Below are 19,282 nucleotides of genomic sequence, written 5' to 3' on the forward strand. Positions count from 1 at the left end.
TTACTTTTTCGTCTTTGCCTCGGTGATCAAGCGCTTGACCCGCTCGTGATCCTCGCCGACGGGAACCACCTTCAGGAACTGCTCCCAGGAACGGATAGCGCCGGCCGTGTCACGCTTCGTCTCGTAAAGGACCTGCCCCCGGTACAGCAGGGCCGGCCCATAGTCCGGGTCGATGGCCAGCGCGCGGTCGAACGTCTCCAGCGCCGCGTCGGCGTGACCCCCGATCGCGACGATGAGTCCCAGATGGGTCATCGCGTCGACGTTGTCGGGATGACGCTTGAGCACCGCCTGGTAGGCAGCGATGGCCTCGCCGTAGCGCCCCTCGGCCAGGCTGTTCCGGGCGGCCTGTAGCATGCCCTGCAGCATCTCCGGGCTCACCGAGCCCGGTTGACGCGGCGGGGCGCCGGGAAGCGGATCCAGCCTGGCCAGAGGGCGCGAGCCCGGCATCGGCAGACCGGCGGTGGGATCGGGGCTCGTGTGGCGGCTGATCCCCGCCCCGAGCGCCACGCCGAAGCCGACCAGGGCCAGCGCCCCCGACGTGACGACGAGCGGATGGCGCCAACCGCGCGGCGCCGCCGGTACCGGGGTGGCCCCGGCGCTCGGTGCGACCGGGCCCATGCGGTCCAGTTCGGTGAGCACCCGCGCGGCCTCGGCCTCGTAGCGGGCGGCCAGCTCGGCATAGTCGTCGTCGGAGACGTGGCCGGCCTCGTGCTCGAACCGCAGCTCCCGGAGCGCTCGCAGCACGTGCCGCTTCTGCTCCTGCAGCTGCTCGCGAGCGTCGATGGGCAGCGGCAGGAACCTCGCGGCGCCCGTTCGACGCAGCGGCCACAGGGTGAAGGCGGCCAGGGGCAGCCCGAGGGCCAGAACCACGACGGCGATGCCGACGGCGCCCGTCACGGCTCGGCCTCCATCTCGCGCCGGATCCGCTCGCTCATCGCCGGATCCAGCCGGGGCGTGACGGCAGTCGGCGGGCGTGACCGCGTCCAGCGCACGATGAGCAGCGCCACGATCGCCAGACCGATCAGGGCCCCCAGCGGGGGAACGATCCACACCACCGCGGTGAAGCCTCGACGCCTGGGCTCCAGCAGGATCCATTCGCCGTACTTGTCCACGAAGTACTCGACGACCTGGTCCGGCTGCTCGCCGGCAGCCAGACGCTCCCGGATGACCGCACGCATCTGGTTGGCCATCTCGGACGGAGAGTCGGCGACGGAGAGGTTCTGGCAGACCACGCAGCGAAGCTGCCTGGCGATGGCGTGCACTTGCTCCTCGTCGACGTGCCGGGCCGGCTGCTGGGCCGACGCCGGGGCAAAGGCGACGAGCGTGAGCAGGGCTAGCGTGATCAGCAGCCCCTGGGGTGAGCGCGCCGTGCGCATCGGTCTAGACTACACCGCCGGGGGGCGCCCTCGCACGTACGCGGCCGGCCTCGAGAACTGCCGGCGGGGCTCCGGCAGTTCTCGTCGTGCTGTTATTCGAGTGCTTGCGCCTGCCGCCGGTCCACGTGCCACAGCACCACGTGGTACTGCGGGTCCCCCCCGCCCGGCTGGCGGTAGATGGAAATGTGATCGATACGGTGTTTGCCCGCCTGCAGCGTGGTGATACCCGAATCGCGAAACTCGGATGCCGGGACCGTGTATACGGTTGCCACCCTTTGCCCGCCCTGGTCATAGGCGGCGAACCGGCCCATGGTCGGAGCCTCGGCTTCCAGCCGGCTGAACTTCAGGCGCGTGGCCGGCGGTGGTGTCGCACTGGCCAGGTGCTGCTGACCCGCCTGGGCATCGGTCCTGGGCGAGGCGGCGGGGACCATCCCGCTGGCTGCCGCCTCCTCGCGCGTCGCCGTCGCCAGGACGAGGTTGCTCGTCACCGGCTTGCCATTGGCGGCTATGCGCGCCGCCTCCGCGATGCGCTGGCGCTCGCTGTCCGTGCTGGTCACTCCGGTGAGGAAGACGGTGCCGTTGCTGGTGTCGACGTCGACCCGGGTTATGCTCCCGATCTGCGTCGAGGCGACGGCGGCCTTCACTTTTGCTGTGGTGGTCTTGTCGTCGATCCACTGGCCAGCGCTTCGTCCCGTGGCTGTCCGGCAGCCGGCCATGATGAGAAGAATTCCCGAGAGCACGACGATGGCACGAGTTGGTGTTGGCATGGCTGTACTCCTTGCTCCCGTTGCTGTGCAAGGCGGAGGCCAGTGATCGCCCGCGATGGTGTAGTCTCCTACCGAGACCACCGGGGGGGCAGCATGGCCGAGCCGGCCAAGGGCCGGAAGTCCGCGATGGACAACGTGCGGGAGGTGACGGCCCGTGCCTTCACCCGGATCGAGGACCTCGTCTATGTAGGCCTGAGCATCCTGCTCGCCGGCAGCGCGATCGTGCTCCTCGGCACCAGCGTCGTCGACTTCGTCCGCCACGTCGTGGCCGGGACCCTCCCCGGTACCGTGGTGGAACTGCTGGACCGTATTCTGTTGATTCTTATGATCGTGGAGATTCTCTACACGGTGCAGGTGTCGTTCCGGGAGCACGCGCTGGTGCCCGAGCCGTTCTTGATCGTGGGACTCATCGCGGTGATCCGGCGGCTCTTGGTCCTCAGCGCCGAATCCGCGAAACTACTCGAACAGGGTCAGGTCGCCTTCCGCAGCGCGATGGTCGAGCTGGCCCTGCTGACCGTCACCATCGTGGCGCTGGTGGCCTCGCTCTTGATGCTCCGCCGGCGGGGGGCTCAGGCGGTCGCCGAGCGGAGCTAGCCGCCCCCGTCGAGCAGGCGCTCCACCGTCGAGCGGAAGACCTCCGGGGTGACCGCGCCCACGTGCCGGGCATGGATGCGACCCTGCCGGTCGATGAAGAACGTTTCCGGAACCCCGAAGACGCCGTAGTCGATCGAGACCTTGCCGGTGACGTCGCGCGCGTTGGGGAAGGTGAGGCCGAAGTCGGCGATGAACTTCTTCGCCTTGTCGTCGGTGTCCTGAATGTCCAGCCCCAGGACCACGACGCCCCGGTCGCGCCACTGCCGCCAACCCTGCTCCAGCACGGGGGCCTCTTCGTAGCAGGCGGGGTAGCACCACGAGGCCCAGAAGTTCAACACGACCACCTGGCCCCGGTGGGCGTCCAGCGAGAGGGGCTGGCCGCCGAAGGTGGTCAGCGTGAAGGCGGGGGCTGGCCGGCCCACCAGCGGCGAGGGGATGTCCCGCGGATTGGTGCGAAAGCCATAGGCGAGCAGGACCAGCACGGGAACAGTCGACAGCGGGATAAGCCAGCGGAGCAGTCGGGTCACGGCTTCCGACGCTCGGGCAGGATCGCCAGCGCCGCGCCGAGGGTGAGGACGAAGCCGCCGATCCAGATCCAGGTGACCAGGCGGTTGACCTGGACCTTGACGGTGGCCTGCCGCCCATCCCGCGTGAAGTCGCCCAGGACCAGGTAGAGGTCCTCCCAGAACCCCAGCCAGTAGTCCACGCCGGCGATCGGCGTCGTCTCCTGCGGGTAGAACTTCTTGGTCGGCTCCATGAGGGCCGGGGGCGAGCCGTTGCGGCTCACCGAGAAGCGGCCCACGACCTTGAAATGGTTGGACTCCTCGTTGGCCCGCAGCCCGTCGAAGCGCAGGCGGTAGCCGGCCAGCTCCGTGGTCTCGCCCACCGCCAGGGTCGACTCGCGCTGCACCGACCACGCCTGCGACCCGGTCACGCCGACCACGATCAGGAGAATCCCCAGGTGGACCACGAAGCCGCCGTAGCGTCGGTTGTGGCGTAGCAGCAGGCCGCCGAGGGCGGGGAACAGCGACTCGCCCGCGCGCAGCCGCGCGCGGGTGGCCCGGCTGACGTCGAGCCCGATGGTCGCGGCGACGAAGAGCGTCAGGGCCAGCGCCAGCACCGCCAGAGCGGAGCGGACACCGAGCAAGAAGAACACCGCCGCGCCGACCGCGCCCAGGGCGACCGGGACGAGAAAGTTCCGGCGCAAATTCTCGGGCGAGGCGCGGCGCCAGGCGATGAGCGGCCCCACGCCCATCAGGAAGACGAGGCCGAGGAACAGTGGCACGTTCACCTGATTGAAGAAGGGCGCGCCCACGCTGACCTTGACCCCGCGCACCGCCTCGGCCAGCAGCGGGAACACCGTGCCGAAGAAGACGGTGAACGTGACCGCGACCAGCAGCAGGTTGTTGAGCAGGAAGGCGGACTCCCGGGAGACGACGGAATCGAGCTGTCCCTGGGCGCGCAGCGCGTACCAGCGCCAGGACAGGAGGACCAGGGAGGCCAGCACGACCAGGGCGAGGAACGCCAGAAAGAAGACGCCGACCGTGCCCTGGGTGAAGGCGTGGACGGAGGCGATCACGCCGGAGCGGGTCAGGAAGGTGCCGAACATCGTCAGGCTGAAGGTGAGGATCACCAGCGTGATGTTCCAGAGCTTCAGCATGCGCCGGCGCTCCTGGATCATGACCGAGTGCAGGAAGGCCGTGCCGGTCAGCCAGGGCATGAAGGCGGCGTTCTCCACGGGGTCCCAGGCCCAGTAGCCGCCCCAGCCCAGCACGTGGTAGCTCCACCACCCCCCGATGAGCAGGCCGAGGGAGAGGAAGTACCAGGCGATGATCGTCCACCGGCGGGTCAGGGTGATCCAGGTATCGCCGACGCGGCTGGTCACCAGCGCGGCGATGGCGAACGCGAAGGGCACGGTGAAACCCGTGAAGCCCAGGTAGAGCGCGATGGGATGCGTGATCATGCCCGTGTCCTCGAGCAACGGGTTGAGGCCGCGACCGTTGGCGGGCGCCGGCGTGAGCCGGGTGAACGGTGGGGCGGCCACGGTCATGACCAGGAGGAAGAAGGTCAGGACGACGAGCATCACGGCGAGGACCCAGGGGTAGAGCTCGCGGGCCCGCTCCCGCTGGCCCAGCACGACGATCAGCGAGTAGAGGCCGAGCATCCAGGCCCAGAGCACCAGCGAGCCCTCGAGCGCGCCCCACACCCCGGTGATCCGGTAGTAGAACGGAGTGCCGAGGTTGGTGTTGAGGGCGACGTAACGCACCGAGAAGTCGAAGGTCAAGAACGCGTACACCAGCAGGGCGAAGGCCAGCGTGAGCAGCGCGAAGACGCCCACGACCGCATGCTGGGCCGACTCGACCAGAGCCGGACGCCCCGTCCTTCCGCCGGCGGTGGCGGCGGCGACGCCCCACAGAGTGAGGCCCAGCGCGACCAGGAGGATGCCCTGTCCCAGCTCGGGGGTCATTGGGGGGCCTGGAGCGACCGCATCAGCTCCCGGTACCCGGCCTCGCCGTCGGCAGGCGCTTGATACTCCTCCGAGTGCTTGGCCATGATCAGCGTGGCCTTGAAGTAGCCCTCGGGCGCCCAGGAGCCCTCGACCACGGCGCCTCGTCCCTCACCGAACAGGTCGGGCGCCGTCCCCTTGTGGCGGACTGCTACGGTGCTCTTGCCATCGGTCAGGACGAATCTGAGGTCCAGGGTCTTCGGCTCCCAGCTGAGGGAGCCGGGCGTGACGAGGCCTCCCAGGCGATACGCCTTGCCTGCCACCGGCGCCGCCGTCAGCTCCGATGGCGTGACGAAGTAGACGGCCGACTGCGTCACCCCGGAGTAGATGAGGTAAGCGAGGGCGAGCACGATCACGAGACCGCCGAACACGAACTTGGGCTTCATCGCGCCGACGCTCGTCGGGAGCGGGGACGCCCCGACGTCCCCAGCCGGTCGAGCTCTTTCTCGCGGCGGCGGAGGTAGCGCCAGTAGCCGCCGAGCACGAGCGCGGCCAGGGCGTAGGCGGCGGCCACGAAGGCCCAGTTGTCGGGCATCAGGCCAGGGCCTCCTGCTCCCGGCGCAGCAAGCGCACGCGCTTGGTCACGAACCACGCGTAGAGGAGGGTGAACGCGGCCAGATTGACGAGCAGCACGGCCACGAAGATGGGCGGCATCGTGCTTGGCCCCGGCTTGAGGATCGAGGGGGGCTGGTGCAGTGTCCGCCACCAGTGCACGGAAAAATGCACGAGCGGGATGTCGAGCGCGGCCAGGATACCGAGCACCGCCGAATAGCGGGCGGCGCGCTCGCGGTCCTCGATCATGGAGCGCAGCAGGAGATAGCCGAGATACATCACGAACAGGATGGCCACGGTGGTGAGACGCGCGTCCCACGTCCACCAGGTCCCCCAGGTCGGTTTCCCCCAGATGGCGCCCGAGCCGATCGTGATGCCGGTGAAGAGCACTCCGGCTTCGGCGGAGGCCTGGGCCAGACGGTCGGCACCCTCCCGCCGCCGGGCGAGGTACGCGATGGAGGCGACGAGGACCACGGCGAAGGCGAGGTAGGCGACCAGCACGCTGGGGACGTGCAGGTACATGATGCGCTGCACGTTGCCCTGGACCGCCTCTCGCGGCGCGACGGCGAAGGCCAGCACCAGCCCCGCGGCCAAACCCAGGGCGGCGAGCCATCCCAGAGGGCGAGTCACCCCTCAGCCCTCCAGCACCGCATCGAAGGTGAGAAGGCCCACCGTCAGGTAGACGACGTCAGCGGCGCCGAGGAGCTGGAGCCAGCGCGCGACCGTGGTCAGCGGCTCGCCGGCGAGCACGGCCTCGGTGGCCTTGACCGCCCCCAGCAGCACCGGCACCAGGATCGGCAGCAACAGGACGGGGAAGAGCACCTCGCGCGCGCGCACGTTCGCGGTCATGGCGGCGAAGAGAGTGCCGACGGCGGCCACGCCCACCGTGCCAAGCACCACGACGGCGACGAGAGCGCCCAGGTGCCCGGCCACGTCGACGTTGAAGAACACGGTGAAGAGCGCGAGGATGATCGCCTCGACCACCAGCATCAGGACGAGGTTGCCGCCGACCTTCCCCAGGTAGATCGCCGACTTGTCCCCCGGCGTCATGACCAGCCCTTCCCAACAGTCGTGCTCGCGCTCGCTGAGGAAGGCGCGGCCCAGGCCGACCAGCCCGCTCAGGATGAACCCGAGCCAGAGCAGCCCGGGTAGCGCCGCGGCCAACCGCTCGCGATCGTCACCCAGCGCGAACTGGAACAGGAACAGGAGGAGCATCGCGAAGAAGAGGAGCGCGTTGAACGTCTCTTTGGAGCGCCGTTCGGTCAGCAGGTCCTTCCACAGCACGATCCAGGCCCGTCGCGCGTACGTCACGCCGGCTCCTCCGCGTGCAGCTCGTAGAGGTGGCGGATGTCCTCGGCGCTGAGAGCGGCGACCGCCGCGTCGTGAGCCACGCGCCCGCCGGCCATGATGGCCACACGGTCGGTGACGCCGAGGCCACGGCTGAAGCTGTGTGTCGCCATGACGATGGCGCCTCCGCCCGCCTTCACGGCGGCCAGGTGCCCATCCAGCCACTTGCTGGCCCGCGGGTCGAGACCGGCATAGGGCTCGTCCAGCAGCAGGACGCGGGGAGCGGCCAGCACCAGCCGGGCCAGCGATAGCCGGCGTCGCATCCCGAGTGAGAAGGTGCGCACCCTCTCGGCGGCCAGCCGTTCGAGGTCGACGGCGGCCAGCGCGGCGTGCAGCTCGTCGGCCCGGGCGGGGCGGCCCCTCAGGCTGCTCCAGAAGATGAGGTTCTCTCGCGCCGTCAGATCCTCGTAGACCCAGACCCCATGGGCCAGCAGGCCGACCTGGGCGCGGACACGGTCGGGCTCGCGCGCGCAGTCGAAGCCGGCCACCAGAGCGCGGCCCCGGCTGGGCCGCAGCAGCGTGGCCACGATGCGGAGCAGCGTCGTCTTGCCGGCGCCGTTGGCTCCCAGCAAGGCTACGGCCTCGCCGGCGCGGACGTCGAGGTCGATACCGTCCAGCACCAGCGTGCCGCCGAAGGCTTTGCTGAGACCGGCCAGGTGAACGAGAGGTTCAGCCGTCACCGGTTTCCGGGCCTCGGGAACGAGACGCCGCGCGCGCTGCCGCTGTCAGATCCGCATCGCGCGCAGCCGGGCGATCCGCTCCTCGAGCGGCGGGTGCGTCGAGAACAGTTTCATCATCGCCTGCCCGCTCAGCGGGTTGACGATGAAGAGATGCGCGGTGGCGGGGTTGGCGTCCATGGGAACGGCGTGCTGCGCCATGTGAAGCTTCTCCAGCGCCTTGGCCAGACCCCAGGTCTTGCCGGCCACCCGGGCGCCGGTCGCGTCGGCGTGAAACTCGCGCGATCGGGAGACGGCGAGCTGAACCAGCATGGCCGCCAGGGGCGCCAGCACGGCCAGCAGGATCATGACCATCGGGTTGCTGCCGTGCTCCTCGTCATCGCCGCGGTGCCCGCCGAAGATCGCCGCCCACTGCGCCATATGGGCCAGGTACGTGATGGCCCCGGCCAGCGTCGCCGCGAGCGTGGAGATCAAGATGTCTCTGTTGGCGACGTGGGCCAGCTCGTGGGCCAGGACGCCTTCGAGCTCTTCCTCGTCGAGCAGGCGCATGATGCCCTCGGTCACGGCCACCGCGGCGTGCTGAGGGTTGCGGCCGGTGGCGAACGCATTGGGAGTCTCGGACGGGATCAGGTACACGCGAGGCATCGGGATCCCGGCGCGGGTAGCCAGCCGGCGCACGACCGCGTACAGACGGGGGGACTGGCCCTCATCGATGGGCTGCGCTCGGTACATCCTGAGCACGATCCGGTCGGAGAACCAGTAGGAGAAGAAGTTCATCGCCAGGGCCAAGACGAAGGCCACCAGCATGCCTTGCTCGCCCCCGATCGCTCCGCCGACCACCACGAGTATCGCGGTAAGGACCGCCAGCAGCAGCGCCGTTCTGAAGATGTGCGACATCGGGTTTCCCTCCCCGTCGTAACTGCGCCCCAAAGCGTAGCAAAGGGCCCGGCACCGGTCAAACAGTGGTCAAATTCCTTGACTTGCCCTAGACCCGCCGATACACTGGGCCGGTTTAGGGGAAAACTCTCTAAACGACAACAACTTACGCAATTCCCGCGAGACGGAGTCATGATCATTCGAGTGTCCGACCTCCAGGACGACGGGCTGCTGGTGGCCAATGCCGGCGAGTTCGTCGCCCCCTTCACCGATCGTTCCTGGCGGCTCGACGCCGTGCGGCTGCACGTCAGCCGGGACGGCGAGGACGTCGTCGTCGTCGGCGACCTGGCGGCCTCCGTTCCCCTCGTGTGCGGGCGCTGCCTGGAGGAGTTCCGCGTCGATGTCCGCCCGCGGGTGGACCTCCGGTACGTGCCGCGTCCGTCGCTCGTTGACGACGCGGAGCTCGGGGCCGACGATCTGGATCTGGACTTCTACGAGAACGACGAGCTCAACCTGGCCTCGCTCGTAGAGACGGAAACCACGCTGGCGTTGCCGATGAAGCCGCTCTGCCGGGCGGACTGCCGCGGGCTCTGCCCCACCTGCGGGGCCAACCGGAACGCCGCCGGCTGTGCGTGTCCGGCTCCGTCCGCCGATCCCCGCCTGGCCGTGCTCAAAGACCTGACCAGCCGACTCAATCACTGAGGCGAGAGAGGAACCCGGATGCCGCTGCCGAAACGCCGTCACTCGAGAACGCGGGGCCGCAAGCGCCGCACCCACTGGAAGCTAGACGCGCCGGCTCACGCGGTGTGCCCCCAGTGCCGCGAACCCAAGCTGCCGCACCGCGTGTGTCCCCACTGCGGGTACTACAAGGGTCGGGAGATCATTGCCGTCGAGGGTGAGTAGCTGCCCATCGACATGAAGATCGCCGTCGACGCCATGGGCGGCGACTACGGCCCGGCCGTGGTCGTCGAGGGGGCGGTCGCCGCCGCGCGCGAGTACGGGTCCCCCGTGATCCTCATCGGGGACAAGGCTGCGATCGAGCGCGAGGTGATGCGTTTGCGCGCCGAGAGTTCGGCGATCGAGGTCCGTCACGCCTCCCAGGTCGTCAGCATGGCCGAGAGCCCGTCCCAGGCGCTTCGCCGCAAGCGCGACTCCTCCTTGCGGGTGGCCGCTCAGCTCGTCAAGGACGGGGAGGCGGCGGCGTTCGTCTCGGCCGGCAACACCGGCGCGGCGATGGCCATCGCGATGTTCGTGATCGGGGTCCTGCCCGGCGTCGACCGGCCGGCGCTGGCCGCGGTCCTGCCCAACCTGCGGCGGTTCACGGTGCTGCTCGACGTCGGCGCCAACGTCGATCCCAAGCCCTGGCACCTCCTGCAGTTCGCCGTGATGGGTCACATCTACGCGCGCGACATCCTGGGCTACGACAATCCTCGCGTCGGCCTCTTGTCGGTCGGCGAGGAAGAGGGCAAGGGCAACGAGCTCACCAAGGAAGCCTACGAGCAGCTCAAGGAGTCGTCGTTGAACTTCGCGGGCAACGTGGAGGGCCGTGACATCTACAACGGCCGCTGCGACGTCGTGGTGACCGACGGCTTCACCGGCAACGTCGCCCTCAAGATCTCCGAGAGCCTGGCCGAGATGCTGGGGGCCATGATCAAGGAAGAGCTCATGCGGGACCTGCGCTCGAAGGTGGCCGCCTCGCTGGCGATGCCGGCCTTCGCGCGGTTCAAGCGGCGGGTGGACTATACCGAGATGGGCGGAGCCCCCCTGCTCGGCATCGACGGGGCCGCCATCGTCTGTCACGGCGCCTCGCCGGTGAAGGCCATCAAGAACGCCGTCCGCGTGGCCGGCGAGTGGGCCGCCGCCGGCGTGAACGAGCACATCAAGGCCGCGCTGGAGGCGGAGGTCGAACGCGCCGATCGAGAGGGAGGCCGCGAATGACGCGGGCAAAGATCGTCGGGATGGGAGCGTACGCGCCCAAGCGCGTCCTCAGCAACGCCGACCTCGAGGCGATGGTGGAGACCAACGACGAGTGGATCGTCCAGCGCACGGGGATCCGAGAACGGCATATCGCGGAAGAGGGCGAGGCTACCTCGGACCTGGCCGTGCGGGCGGCCCAGCAGGCCCTCGAGCGAGCCAACCTCGTTCCCGAGGACATCGATTTCATCGTCGTCGGCACCACCACCCCCGACATGTTCTTTCCCACCACCGCCAACCTCGTTCAGCACCGGCTGGGCTGCCGCCGGGCCGGCTCGGTGGACGTGCTGGCCGCGTGTGCGGGCTCGATCTACAGCCTGACCATCGGCGCCCGGTTCATCGAGGCCGGCAAGTATCGTCGCGTGCTGTGCATCGGCGCCGAGACCCTGTCCAAGATCACCGACTTCACCGACCGCGGCACCTGCATCCTCCTGGCCGACGCCGCCGGCGCCGCCGTTCTCGAAGCCACCGACGAGGGGAACGGGCTGCTCGACGCCGACCTGTACTCCGATGGGCAGTACTGGGACCTGCTCTACATGCCCGGGGGCGGGGCGCGTCATCCGGCCACCCGGGAGACGGTCGACGCCGGCCTGCACTACGCGAAGATGAAGGGCAACGAGGTGTTCAAGGTCGCCGTGCGCATGTTCGTGGACTGCGCGGAGACGATTCTGACCCGCCACGGCCTGAGCGTCCGCGACATCGACCTCTTCGTCCCCCATCAGGCCAATCTGCGGATCATCGAGGCCGCGGCCAAGCGGGTGGGGCTGCCCATGGACAAGGTCTTCGTCAACGTCGACCGCTACGGCAACACCGGCGCAGCCTCCGTGTACGTCGCCCTGGAGGAAGCCCTGGCGGCCGGGCGCATCCGGCGCGGCGATCTCGTGCTCATGGCGGCCTTCGGCGGCGGCTTCTCCTGGGGCGCCGCGCTCATGCGGTGGTGATGTCGATCGCCTTCATCTTCCCGGGGCAGGGCTCGCAGGCGGTGGGCATGGGCAAGGCCTTCTACGAGGCCTCCCCGGCCGCCAAGGCCGTCTTCGAGGAGGCCAACGACGTCCTCGGTCTCGATCTCACCCGCCTGGCCTTCGAGGGGCCGGAAGCGGACCTCGCGCTGACCGCCAACACGCAACCCGCGGTCCTGACCGTCAGCGTGGCGGCCGCCGCCGTGTGCGCCGAACACGGGCTCACCCCCCGCTTCGCCGCCGGCCACAGCCTGGGCGAGTACTCGGCCCTGGTCGTGGCGGGCGCGCTGGCCTTCCGCGACGCCGTCCGCCTCGTCCGCCGCCGCGGCGAGTTCATGCAGGCGGCGGTTCCGGTCGGTGTGGGGGCCATGGCGGCGATCATGGGGCTGGAGTTGTCGGCGGTGGAGGCGCTGTGTGCCGAGGCGGGCCAGGGCGAGGTGGTGGAGGTCGCCAACGTCAACGCGCCGCTGCAGATCGTCATCGCCGGCCACCGAACCGCCGTCGAGCGGGCGGTGGCGCTGGCGGCCGGCCGGGGCGGGCGCAAGAGCGTCGTCCTGCCCGTGAGCGCGCCCTTCCACTGCGGTCTGATGGCGCCAGCCGCCGAGCGGCTCGCCGGTGAGTTGCACGGCGTCGCCGTGAGCGATCTCCGGATCCCGGTGATCCGCAACGTCGACGCCGGCGTGACCCGGACGGCGGCCGAGGTGAAGCCGGCGCTCGTGCGCCAGGTGGCGAGCCCGGTGCGCTGGACGGAGTGCGTGCGCCGCCTGGCCGCCGAGGGCGCCAGCGCCTTCGTGGAGATGGGGCCGGGGCGGGTGCTGACGGGCCTGCTCAAGCGCATCCTCGACGGTGCCCGTGGCCACGCCATCGAGGATCCGGCCGGCCTGGACAAGACGCTCAGCGAGCTCGGCGTCGGGCGGAGAGCGTCGGCCGGATGAAGTCCCTGGCCGGCCGCGTGGCCATCGTCACCGGCGGAAGCCGGGGAATCGGCGCCGCCATCACCGCATTGCTGGCGGAGGACGGAGCGAGCGTGGTAGTCTCGGGTCGCGACGCCGACCGTCTGGAACGGGCCGTGAAGGGGTTGGGGGCGGACGGCGCCACGATTGTCGGTGTGGCCGCCGATGCCGCCAGCCGCGATGACGCCGAGCGCCTGGTCGACACCGCCAGGCAACAGTTCGGACGTCTCGACGTGCTCATCAACAATGCAGGCATCACCCGGGACGCGCTCCTGGTACGGATGAAGGACGAGGACTGGGATCGTGTCATGGACGTCAACCTCCGCGGTGCCTTCTACATGATGCGCGCCGCCGCCAAGCTCATGATGCGGCAGAAGAGCGGACGCATCGTCAACATCGCCTCCACCGCGGGCGCCATGGGCAATGCCGGCCAGGCCAACTACTCGGCGGCCAAGGCCGGGCTCATCGGCCTCACCAAGTCCGCGGCGCGCGAGCTGGCCCACTGGTCGATTCTGGTCAATGCGGTGGCGCCCGGTCTGATCGAGACGGACCTCACGGCCGCGGTTCCCGAGACAGCGCGTCAGGCGCTGCTGGCCCAGACCCCGCTCGGGCGGATCGGCACCGCCCGCGAGGTGGCCGAGGTGGTACGATTCCTCGCCGGGGACGGGGCTACCTACATCACGGGGCAGGTGTTTCACGTCAACGGGGGACTCTACATCTGAACGCAGTCTTCCTCCGCGGAGGGCACGGGTCGATGGCGAAGTCGGTCGAAGACAAGGTCAAGGAGATCATCATCGAGCAGCTCGGCGTCGAAGAGGACGACGTGACCTCGAACGCGCGGTTCATCGAGGACCTCGGCGCTGACTCGCTCGACACGGTCGAACTCGTGATGGCGCTGGAGGAGCACTTCGACATCCAGATCCCCGACGAAGACGCCGAGAAGATCGTCACCGTCGGCGACGCCATCCAGTACATCAAGGACAACTCCTGACGGTGGCGCGTCGGCGCGTCGTCGTGACCGGGGCGGGCGCCGTGACGCCCCTGGGCAACACGGCCGAGGAGTTGTGGGCGGGCCTGACCAGCGCGCGCTCTGGAATCGGCCCCATCACCAAGTTCGACGCCTCGGAGAGGGACGACGCCGGCCACTACCGGTACGAGACCCGGATCGCCGGCGAAGTGCGGGACTTCGATCCGCTTCGCTTCATCGACAAGAAGGAAGCGCGGCGACTCGACCCGTTCTTGACATACGCCATCGCCGCCTCCGTGATGGCGGTCGCCGACGCCGGGCTGGACGTGGGCAAGGTCGCCGGGCACCGGTTCGGCGTGCTCATCGGTTCGGGCATCGGGGGCATCCAGACTTTGCTCGAGGGCGAGCGGGTGCGTCTGGAAAAGGGGCCCGAGCGCGTCTCGCCGTTCATCATTCCCATGCTCATCATCAATATGGCCTCCGGCCTGGTGTCCATGCGCTTCGGGGCCAAGGGGCCGAACTCCGCCGTGGTCACGGCCTGCGCCACCGGAAACCACGCCATCGGCGACGCTTCCAAGATCATCCAGCGGGGCGATGCCGACGTGATGATCGCGGGGGGCGCGGAGGCCATCATCCTGCCGCTGACGATCGCCGGGTTCTGCACCATGAAGGCCATGTCGACCCGGAACGACGAGCCCGCGAAGGCCTCGCGGCCCTTCGACGCCGGCCGGGACGGGTTCGTGCCCAGCGAGGGCGCGGGAGTCGTCGTGCTGGAGTCGCTCGAGCACGCGCAGGCCCGCGATGCCCGCATCTACGCGGAGGTCCTCGGCTACGGGATGACGGCCGACGCCCATCACATGACGGCGCCCGACCCCGAGGGCGACGGGGCGTCTCGCGCGATGACGGCCGCCCTGCATGACGCCGGGCTCGCGGCCAGCGAGGTGGGCTACATCAACGCTCACGGCACGTCCACCCCCTACAACGATCGCTTCGAGACCCTGGCCATCAAGCGGGTGTTCGGCGAGCACGCCCGGCGGATTCCCGTCTCCTCGACGAAGTCCATGACCGGCCACCTGCTGGGGGCGGCCGGCGGAGTGGAGACCATCGCGACCGTGCTCGCTCTCCATCACGGCCTGCTGCCGCCGACCATCAACTACGAGACGCCCGACCCCGACTGCGACCTGGACTACGTGCCCAACCAGGCGCGCAAGCAGGACGTGGAGGTCGCGCTCAACAACGCCTTCGGTTTCGGCGGTACCAACGCCACGCTGGCCTTCCGCAAGTTCCGCGGCTAGTGCCGGACCGTGAAGTCGCCCCCTCCGACTATCAGGTGGATCCCGCCCGCATCGCCCAGCTCGAACGTCGGCTGGAGCACCAGTTCCAGGATCGTGAGCTCCTCGCCCGCGCTCTGACGCATGCCTCGTACGCCAACGAGCATCTGCCGCTGGCCCACAACGAAGGGCTCGCGCTGCTCGGCGACGCCGCCCTGGCCCTGATCGTGGCCGAGCGCCTGTTGCAGACCGATCCCACCGCCCCCGTGGGGGTGATGACGCCGGAGCGGGCGCGCATCGTGTCGGGAGCGAACCTCGCGCGATGGGCGACCAGCCTCGAGCTCGGTGAGCTTCTCCGCCTGGGACGCGGTGAGGATCGGACCGGCGGTCGGGAACGCGAGTCCGTCCTGGCCACAGCGCTGGAGGCGGTGCTGGGCGCGCTCTACCTGGAGGGCGGGCTGGAGGCGGTGCGGCGGGCCATTCGTCGTCTGGCCGTGTGGTAGGCTGCGTTCATGCGTTTCTGGCCTGCGCGGCGACGGTGGGTGGCTGCGCCATTCTCTGTGGACGACGCGTTGCTCAGCGACGAGCTCGTGCGGCAGCGGGTCGACGACGTCCTGAAGCTGGAGGCGCCCCGGCCCGGCGGCAAGGCTCTCGTGTACCGCGGCCGGCTCCTGATGGCGCCCGCTCGGGCGCGGGAGCTCCTGCAGGCCCGTCTGCGTCCCCTCGGGTTGACGCCCTTTCTGACGAGCGAGGGTGACGATGTCGTCCTGCAAGCGCTGCCGCTGGCCGAGGGCGGCGGCCAGCGGCGGGTCCGCCTCAACGTGGTGCTCTTCATCCTCACGTGTCTATCCACGCTGCTGGCGGGCGCCTTCTTCTCTGGCTCGCCCACGTTCGATGCGTTCCGGACCACGCTCCTGGGGACACTCTTCGTCAGCGGCATTCCCTTCGCGAGCACGCTGCTGGGTATCCTCGCCGTCCACGAGTTCGGGCACTACTTCACGGCGCGTCACTATCGAGCCTCCGTCAGCCTACCCTACTTCATCCCCGCGCCTCCGCCCTTGTTCCTCTTCGGCACGCTGGGCGCGCTCATCCAGATGCGGTCTCCGGCCCGGGACCGCAACGCGCTCTTCGACATCGCCGCCGCCGGGCCCCTGGCCGGCCTGGTCGTGGCCGTGCCCGCGCTGCTGGTGGGCCTGCAGTGGTCGGCGGTGGTCCCGACGCCGCCGACCGAGCACGTGGTGTTCGGGCAATCCCTGCTGATGCGGTGGCTCGTGCAGGCCCAGTTCGGCGTCGTGCCCGACGGCATGATGCTCTTCACGCATCCAGTGGCCGATGCGGCGTGGGCCGGGTTCTTCGTGACGGCCCTCAACCTGTTCCCGGTCGGCCAGCTCGACGGCGGGCGCATCGCCTACGCGCTCTTCGGGCGGCATCACCGCACGGTGGGCGTCGCCACGGTGGTGGCGACGATCGGTCTCGGATTGATCACGTGGTCGCCCAACTGGTTCGTGTGGTCGGCGCTCGTCGTGTTCCTGATCGGCCTGCACCACAGCCCCCCGCTGGATGACGTGACGCCGCTGTCGCCGGGACGCCGGGCCGTAGGCGCCCTCTGCCTCATCCTGTTCGTTCTCCTGATCCCGCCCGTCCCCATCGATATTTCTTAACAGGGCCCGGGCCCTGTCCAACAGTCGGCCCTCCGCCCGGAACGCGGGCGAGCAGCGCGAAGCCGACCACGAAGAACGACCCCACCGCCACGATGGCGGCACGCTGGTTGCCACCCAGGGCCCAGGAGACCCCGCCGAACACCAGTGGGCCCAGGATGGCGCCGGTCTTGCCCACCAGCTGAAAGAAGCCGAAGAATTCGGCCTCTCGGCCGGCGGGAATCAGCGTCGCCATGAACGTCCGGCTCGCCGCCTGGATAGCGCCGAGTCCCGTCCCCGCCAGCACGGCCACCGCCCAGAACTGCCACCGGGCCTGCACGAAGTAGGCGAGCACGGTGACCGCGGTCCACTGCACCAGCGTCACCGCGACGACGACCTTGGGACCGCGGGTGTCCGCCGGACGCGCCCAGGCAGCGGATCCGGCCAGCGCGGAGAGTTGAACGAGCATGAACAGGCCGATGATTTCGGTGAAGCTGAAGCCCAGGGTCTTGGCCGCGAAGACGGCGGAGAAAGTGACGACGGTGTTCACGCCGTCCTCGTAGATCAGGTACGCGGCGAGAAACCGGCGCATGGCTCGGCGCCCGGGATCGTGGACGATCTCCCGTAGCGTGGCCAGCGTGTCGGCCACTCCGCGGCGCACGGCCTGGTTCAGCGGCACTGACCCCCGCGTGTCGGCGGGGAGCGCCAGCAGGGCCGGCATCGCGAAGAGACCGAACTGGGCCGCGGCCGTGAGGAAGCAGGCCCAATACGCTTCGGCCGCCGCCGCCGGATAGGCAGCCACGAACGCCACCAGCGAGCCCGCGTACCCCACGGCGAAGCCGGCGGCCGAGACCCGCCCGAGGTGATCGGGCTCGACGATGCGCGGCAGGTAGGAGTTGTAGCAGACGAAGGCGGTCTCGAACGTGACGATGCCGATGACGGCCAGCGTGAAGCCCCACAGCACGGCGTCCGGCCCGACGGTGGCCAGCAGGGCGGTGGCGGCCACCGAGGCCAGCGTCAGCCCGACCAGAAAGGGCTTGCGCGCGCCGGCGTGATCGGCGATTCCTCCGAGGACGGGGGCGGCCAGCGCGACCAGCGCCATCGACGTCGACACCGCCAGGCCCCACCAGAAGTCCCCGCGCCCCGCGGCGTTGCCGACCACGATGCCGGCGTAGTAAGCGGGGTAGACGGTGGCCAGGACGATGGCCGCGAAGGCCGAGTTCGCGAAATCGTAGAGGGTCCACGCGATGATCGTGCGACGCGGCGACCCGGCCACGGCCAGAGCATGACACAGCCCGCGAACGCTTGGCGAGACGCGTCGCACCTTTCCCGGAGCCCCGACGATGCGCTAGTATCCGCGCCATGCCCGGCCGGCTCGATCTCCGGACGCTGGGAGGTCTCGTCCGCCGCGGTGCCATCGACACGGTGCTCACCGTATTCCCCGACGGCTACGGCCGACTCCTGGGCAAGCGCGTCGTGGCCCGCCACTTCCTCGATCACGTCGCCGGCGACGGCGTGCACGCGTGCATCTACCTGTTCACGGTGGACATGGAGATGGAGCCCTTGCCGGGTTTCACCCTGACCTCCTGGCAACGCGGGTACGGGGACATGAAGATGGTCCCCGATCTGGCCACGCTGCGGCTGATCCCGTGGCTGCCCAGGACGGGGCTCGTCTTCTGCGATGTCTATTCCGAGGAGGGGGAGCCGATCGAAGAGGCGCCGCGCTGGGTCCTCAAGCGCCAGGCCGCGCGGGCCCGGAGCCTCGGGTACGTGGTGAAGACGGCTGCCGAGCTCGAGCTGTACTGCTTCAAGGAGTCGTTCGACGAGGCGCGGGCCAAGCGCTACTACGGCCTGACCCCGATGGCGACCTACCTGGAGGACTATCATATTCTACAAACGACGAAGGAGGAGCCGCTCATCCGGGCCATCCGCAACGGGATGGAAGGCGCCGACGTTCCGGTGGAGACTTCCAAAGGCGAGTGGGGACGGGGTCAGGAGGAGATCAACCTGGTGTACGCCGAGGCGGTCGAGATGGCCGATCGCGCCACGCTCTACAAGCACGGGGCCAAGGAGATCGCCCACGCGCAAGGCTGCTCGATCACGTTCATGCCCAAATACGACGTGGCCGCCGCCGGCTCGTCGTTTCACCTGCATTCATCGCTCTGGGACCGAGCCGGGCGCAAGCCGCTGTTCGCCCCCGCCGCGCCGCCCCGCGGCGGGCGGCCTGCGCTGAACGCGCTCTTCGGCACCTGGCTGGGTGGCCAGATGGCCACGGCGCGGGAGCTCGCCTACTTCTACGCGCCGACGGTCAACGCCTACAAGCGCTATCAGGCCGGCTCCTTCGCGCCGACGCGGGTGGCGGCGGGATGGGACAATCGGACGTGCGGCTTCCGTTTGTGCGGCGAGGGCGGCTCGCTGCGCGTCGAGAACCGGATCCCCGGCGCCGATGCCAACCCTTACCTCGCGTTCGCGGCGACCATCGCCGCTGGCCTGCACGGTCTCAGCAACAAGCTGAAGGCCCCCAAGCTCTACGAGGGCAATGCGTACGAGGACGCGACGCTGCCCCAGGTGCCCAAGACGCTCCGCGAGGCGATCGCCGAGCTGGAGCGCTCCAAGGTGGCCCGAGTAGCCTTCGGCGAGCGCGTCGTCGAGCACTATCTGCATGCTGCCCGCCTGGAGCAGCAGGCCTTCGATCAGGCGGTGACCGACTGGGAGCTGCTGCGCTACTTCGAGCGAATCTAGTGATGTCGCGCATCAGATGGGGCCGGAGAATGACCAGCGCGGGGGATCGCGGCGGGGCACGGGCGTGGCGATAGCCCGGGGCCC

24 protein-coding genes are annotated in these 19,282 nt (G+C 69.5%); 12 read left to right on the plus strand and 12 right to left on the minus strand.

Annotation, left to right across the window (positions count from 1 at the left end; translation table 11 throughout):
• The 3 genes from VFR64_03175 to VFR64_03185 form a co-directional block, all read right to left on the minus strand.
• Entirely contained in the window at positions 1-897 is an 897-nt protein-coding gene (locus VFR64_03175) for a tetratricopeptide repeat protein (protein HET9488747.1), read from the minus strand.
• Positions 894-1,376: a cytochrome c-type biogenesis protein gene (locus tag VFR64_03180; GenBank protein HET9488748.1), complete on the minus strand. Its 483-nt coding sequence runs from the start codon at positions 1,374-1,376 to the stop codon at positions 894-896. The genes VFR64_03175 and VFR64_03180 overlap by 4 nt, the downstream gene beginning before the upstream one ends.
• A 92-nt stretch (positions 1,377-1,468) precedes the next feature.
• Positions 1,469-2,143 (minus strand): BON domain-containing protein, encoded by a 675-nt coding sequence (locus tag VFR64_03185; GenBank protein HET9488749.1) that lies wholly within the window; start codon positions 2,141-2,143, stop codon positions 1,469-1,471.
• A 42-nt stretch (positions 2,144-2,185) separates the two neighbouring features.
• Here VFR64_03185 and VFR64_03190 point away from each other — a divergent pair, with 42 nt between their 5' ends.
• Positions 2,186-2,737 carry a phosphate-starvation-inducible PsiE family protein gene (locus tag VFR64_03190; protein ID HET9488750.1) on the plus strand — a complete coding sequence of 184 codons (552 nt, stop codon included), beginning with the start codon at positions 2,186-2,188 and terminating at the stop codon, positions 2,735-2,737.
• On the opposite strand, the gene VFR64_03195 is transcribed toward VFR64_03190, so the two are convergent.
• Genes VFR64_03195 through htpX form a run of 8 tightly spaced genes read right to left on the minus strand, consistent with a single transcriptional unit; the run spans position 2,734 to position 8,716 of the window.
• A complete protein-coding gene (locus tag VFR64_03195) occupies positions 2,734-3,264 on the minus strand; it encodes a TlpA disulfide reductase family protein (protein ID HET9488751.1) in 531 nt (176 codons plus the stop codon). The two genes, VFR64_03190 and VFR64_03195, sit on opposite strands and share 4 nt — an antisense overlap.
• Positions 3,261-5,204: a heme lyase CcmF/NrfE family subunit gene (locus VFR64_03200; protein HET9488752.1), complete on the minus strand. Its 1,944-nt coding sequence runs from the start codon at positions 5,202-5,204 to the stop codon at positions 3,261-3,263. Before VFR64_03200 ends, VFR64_03195 begins: the two co-directional genes overlap by 4 nt.
• On the minus strand, positions 5,201-5,629 hold the full coding sequence (locus tag VFR64_03205) for a cytochrome c maturation protein CcmE (GenBank protein HET9488753.1): 429 nt from the start codon (positions 5,627-5,629) through the stop codon (positions 5,201-5,203). Before VFR64_03205 ends, VFR64_03200 begins: the two co-directional genes overlap by 4 nt.
• Positions 5,626-5,778 carry a hypothetical protein gene (locus VFR64_03210; protein ID HET9488754.1) on the minus strand — a complete coding sequence of 51 codons (153 nt, stop codon included), beginning with the start codon at positions 5,776-5,778 and terminating at the stop codon, positions 5,626-5,628. Before VFR64_03210 ends, VFR64_03205 begins: the two co-directional genes overlap by 4 nt.
• Positions 5,778-6,425: a cytochrome c biogenesis protein CcsA gene (gene ccsA, locus VFR64_03215; GenBank protein ID HET9488755.1), complete on the minus strand. Its 648-nt coding sequence runs from the start codon at positions 6,423-6,425 to the stop codon at positions 5,778-5,780. Before ccsA ends, VFR64_03210 begins: the two co-directional genes overlap by 1 nt.
• A gap of 3 nt (positions 6,426-6,428) precedes the next feature.
• Entirely contained in the window at positions 6,429-7,106 is a 678-nt protein-coding gene (locus tag VFR64_03220; GenBank protein ID HET9488756.1) for a heme exporter protein CcmB, read from the minus strand.
• The gene (gene ccmA / locus VFR64_03225) at positions 7,103-7,822 is read right to left on the minus strand and encodes a heme ABC exporter ATP-binding protein CcmA (protein ID HET9488757.1); all 720 of its coding nucleotides are present in this window, start codon (positions 7,820-7,822) and stop codon (positions 7,103-7,105) included. Before ccmA ends, VFR64_03220 begins: the two co-directional genes overlap by 4 nt.
• 45 nt (positions 7,823-7,867) lie before the next feature.
• The gene (gene htpX, locus VFR64_03230; protein HET9488758.1) at positions 7,868-8,716 is read right to left on the minus strand and encodes a zinc metalloprotease HtpX; all 849 of its coding nucleotides are present in this window, start codon (positions 8,714-8,716) and stop codon (positions 7,868-7,870) included.
• A gap of 171 nt (positions 8,717-8,887) precedes the next feature.
• Here htpX and VFR64_03235 point away from each other — a divergent pair, with 171 nt between their 5' ends.
• From VFR64_03235 to VFR64_03280, 10 genes are read left to right on the plus strand one after another with little or no spacing between them, the layout of a single operon-like run.
• Positions 8,888-9,397, plus strand: a complete 510-nt coding sequence (locus tag VFR64_03235) for a DUF177 domain-containing protein (GenBank protein ID HET9488759.1) — start codon at positions 8,888-8,890, stop codon at positions 9,395-9,397.
• An 18-nt stretch (positions 9,398-9,415) separates the two neighbouring features.
• Positions 9,416-9,598, plus strand: a complete 183-nt coding sequence (gene rpmF / locus VFR64_03240; GenBank protein HET9488760.1) for a 50S ribosomal protein L32 — start codon at positions 9,416-9,418, stop codon at positions 9,596-9,598.
• A gap of 12 nt (positions 9,599-9,610) precedes the next feature.
• Entirely contained in the window at positions 9,611-10,633 is a 1,023-nt protein-coding gene (gene plsX, locus VFR64_03245; GenBank protein ID HET9488761.1) for a phosphate acyltransferase PlsX, read from the plus strand.
• The gene (locus tag VFR64_03250) at positions 10,630-11,610 is read left to right on the plus strand and encodes a beta-ketoacyl-ACP synthase III (protein HET9488762.1); all 981 of its coding nucleotides are present in this window, start codon (positions 10,630-10,632) and stop codon (positions 11,608-11,610) included. The genes plsX and VFR64_03250 overlap by 4 nt, the downstream gene beginning before the upstream one ends.
• The gene (fabD, locus tag VFR64_03255) at positions 11,607-12,563 is read left to right on the plus strand and encodes an ACP S-malonyltransferase (protein ID HET9488763.1); all 957 of its coding nucleotides are present in this window, start codon (positions 11,607-11,609) and stop codon (positions 12,561-12,563) included. The genes VFR64_03250 and fabD overlap by 4 nt, the downstream gene beginning before the upstream one ends.
• Positions 12,560-13,303, plus strand: a complete 744-nt coding sequence (gene fabG / locus VFR64_03260) for a 3-oxoacyl-[acyl-carrier-protein] reductase (GenBank protein HET9488764.1) — start codon at positions 12,560-12,562, stop codon at positions 13,301-13,303. The genes fabD and fabG overlap by 4 nt, the downstream gene beginning before the upstream one ends.
• Positions 13,304-13,335: 32 nt before the next feature.
• Positions 13,336-13,572, plus strand: coding sequence for an acyl carrier protein (acpP, locus tag VFR64_03265; GenBank protein HET9488765.1), 237 nt, complete (start codon positions 13,336-13,338; stop codon positions 13,570-13,572).
• Positions 13,569-14,843, plus strand: a complete 1,275-nt coding sequence (gene fabF, locus VFR64_03270; protein ID HET9488766.1) for a beta-ketoacyl-ACP synthase II — start codon at positions 13,569-13,571, stop codon at positions 14,841-14,843. Before acpP ends, fabF begins: the two co-directional genes overlap by 4 nt.
• Positions 14,843-15,322, plus strand: a complete 480-nt coding sequence (locus VFR64_03275; GenBank protein HET9488767.1) for a ribonuclease III domain-containing protein — start codon at positions 14,843-14,845, stop codon at positions 15,320-15,322. The genes fabF and VFR64_03275 overlap by 1 nt, the downstream gene beginning before the upstream one ends.
• Before the next feature lie 9 nt (positions 15,323-15,331).
• Positions 15,332-16,480 (plus strand): site-2 protease family protein, encoded by a 1,149-nt coding sequence (locus VFR64_03280; protein HET9488768.1) that lies wholly within the window; start codon positions 15,332-15,334, stop codon positions 16,478-16,480.
• Here the strand turns inward: VFR64_03280 and VFR64_03285 are convergent.
• Positions 16,431-17,732, minus strand: a complete 1,302-nt coding sequence (locus VFR64_03285; protein HET9488769.1) for an MFS transporter — start codon at positions 17,730-17,732, stop codon at positions 16,431-16,433. The genes VFR64_03280 and VFR64_03285 overlap by 50 nt on opposite strands.
• A gap of 86 nt (positions 17,733-17,818) precedes the next feature.
• Here VFR64_03285 and VFR64_03290 point away from each other — a divergent pair, with 86 nt between their 5' ends.
• Positions 17,819-19,198, plus strand: coding sequence for a glutamine synthetase family protein (locus tag VFR64_03290; protein HET9488770.1), 1,380 nt, complete (start codon positions 17,819-17,821; stop codon positions 19,196-19,198).
• Positions 19,199-19,282: the final 84 nt, after the last annotated feature.

Source organism: Candidatus Methylomirabilota bacterium (assembly GCA_035709005.1).
Classification (GTDB): Bacteria; Methylomirabilota; Methylomirabilia; order Rokubacteriales; family CSP1-6; genus 40CM-4-69-5.

Bases quoted from the DNA above. Each gene is read 5' to 3' on its own strand.
- VFR64_03235 (HET9488759.1), top strand. From the start codon at position 8,888: ATGATCATTCGAGTGTCCGACCTCCAGGACGACGGGCTGCTGGTGGCC.
- VFR64_03205 (HET9488753.1), bottom strand. From the start codon at position 5,629: ATGAAGCCCAAGTTCGTGTTCGGCGGTCTCGTGATCGTGCTCGCCCTC.
- plsX (HET9488761.1), top strand. From the start codon at position 9,611: ATGAAGATCGCCGTCGACGCCATGGGCGGCGACTACGGCCCGGCCGTG.
- htpX (HET9488758.1), bottom strand. From the start codon at position 8,716: ATGTCGCACATCTTCAGAACGGCGCTGCTGCTGGCGGTCCTTACCGCG.
- VFR64_03280 (HET9488768.1), top strand. From the start codon at position 15,332: ATGCGTTTCTGGCCTGCGCGGCGACGGTGGGTGGCTGCGCCATTCTCT.
- VFR64_03250 (HET9488762.1), top strand. From the start codon at position 10,630: ATGACGCGGGCAAAGATCGTCGGGATGGGAGCGTACGCGCCCAAGCGC.
- VFR64_03210 (HET9488754.1), bottom strand. From the start codon at position 5,778: ATGCCCGACAACTGGGCCTTCGTGGCCGCCGCCTACGCCCTGGCCGCG.
- VFR64_03185 (HET9488749.1), bottom strand. From the start codon at position 2,143: ATGCCAACACCAACTCGTGCCATCGTCGTGCTCTCGGGAATTCTTCTC.
- VFR64_03290 (HET9488770.1), top strand. From the start codon at position 17,819: ATGCCCGGCCGGCTCGATCTCCGGACGCTGGGAGGTCTCGTCCGCCGC.
- VFR64_03200 (HET9488752.1), bottom strand. From the start codon at position 5,204: ATGACCCCCGAGCTGGGACAGGGCATCCTCCTGGTCGCGCTGGGCCTC.
- fabG (HET9488764.1), top strand. From the start codon at position 12,560: ATGAAGTCCCTGGCCGGCCGCGTGGCCATCGTCACCGGCGGAAGCCGG.
- VFR64_03180 (HET9488748.1), bottom strand. From the start codon at position 1,376: ATGCGCACGGCGCGCTCACCCCAGGGGCTGCTGATCACGCTAGCCCTG.
- acpP (HET9488765.1), top strand. From the start codon at position 13,336: ATGGCGAAGTCGGTCGAAGACAAGGTCAAGGAGATCATCATCGAGCAG.
- rpmF (HET9488760.1), top strand. From the start codon at position 9,416: ATGCCGCTGCCGAAACGCCGTCACTCGAGAACGCGGGGCCGCAAGCGC.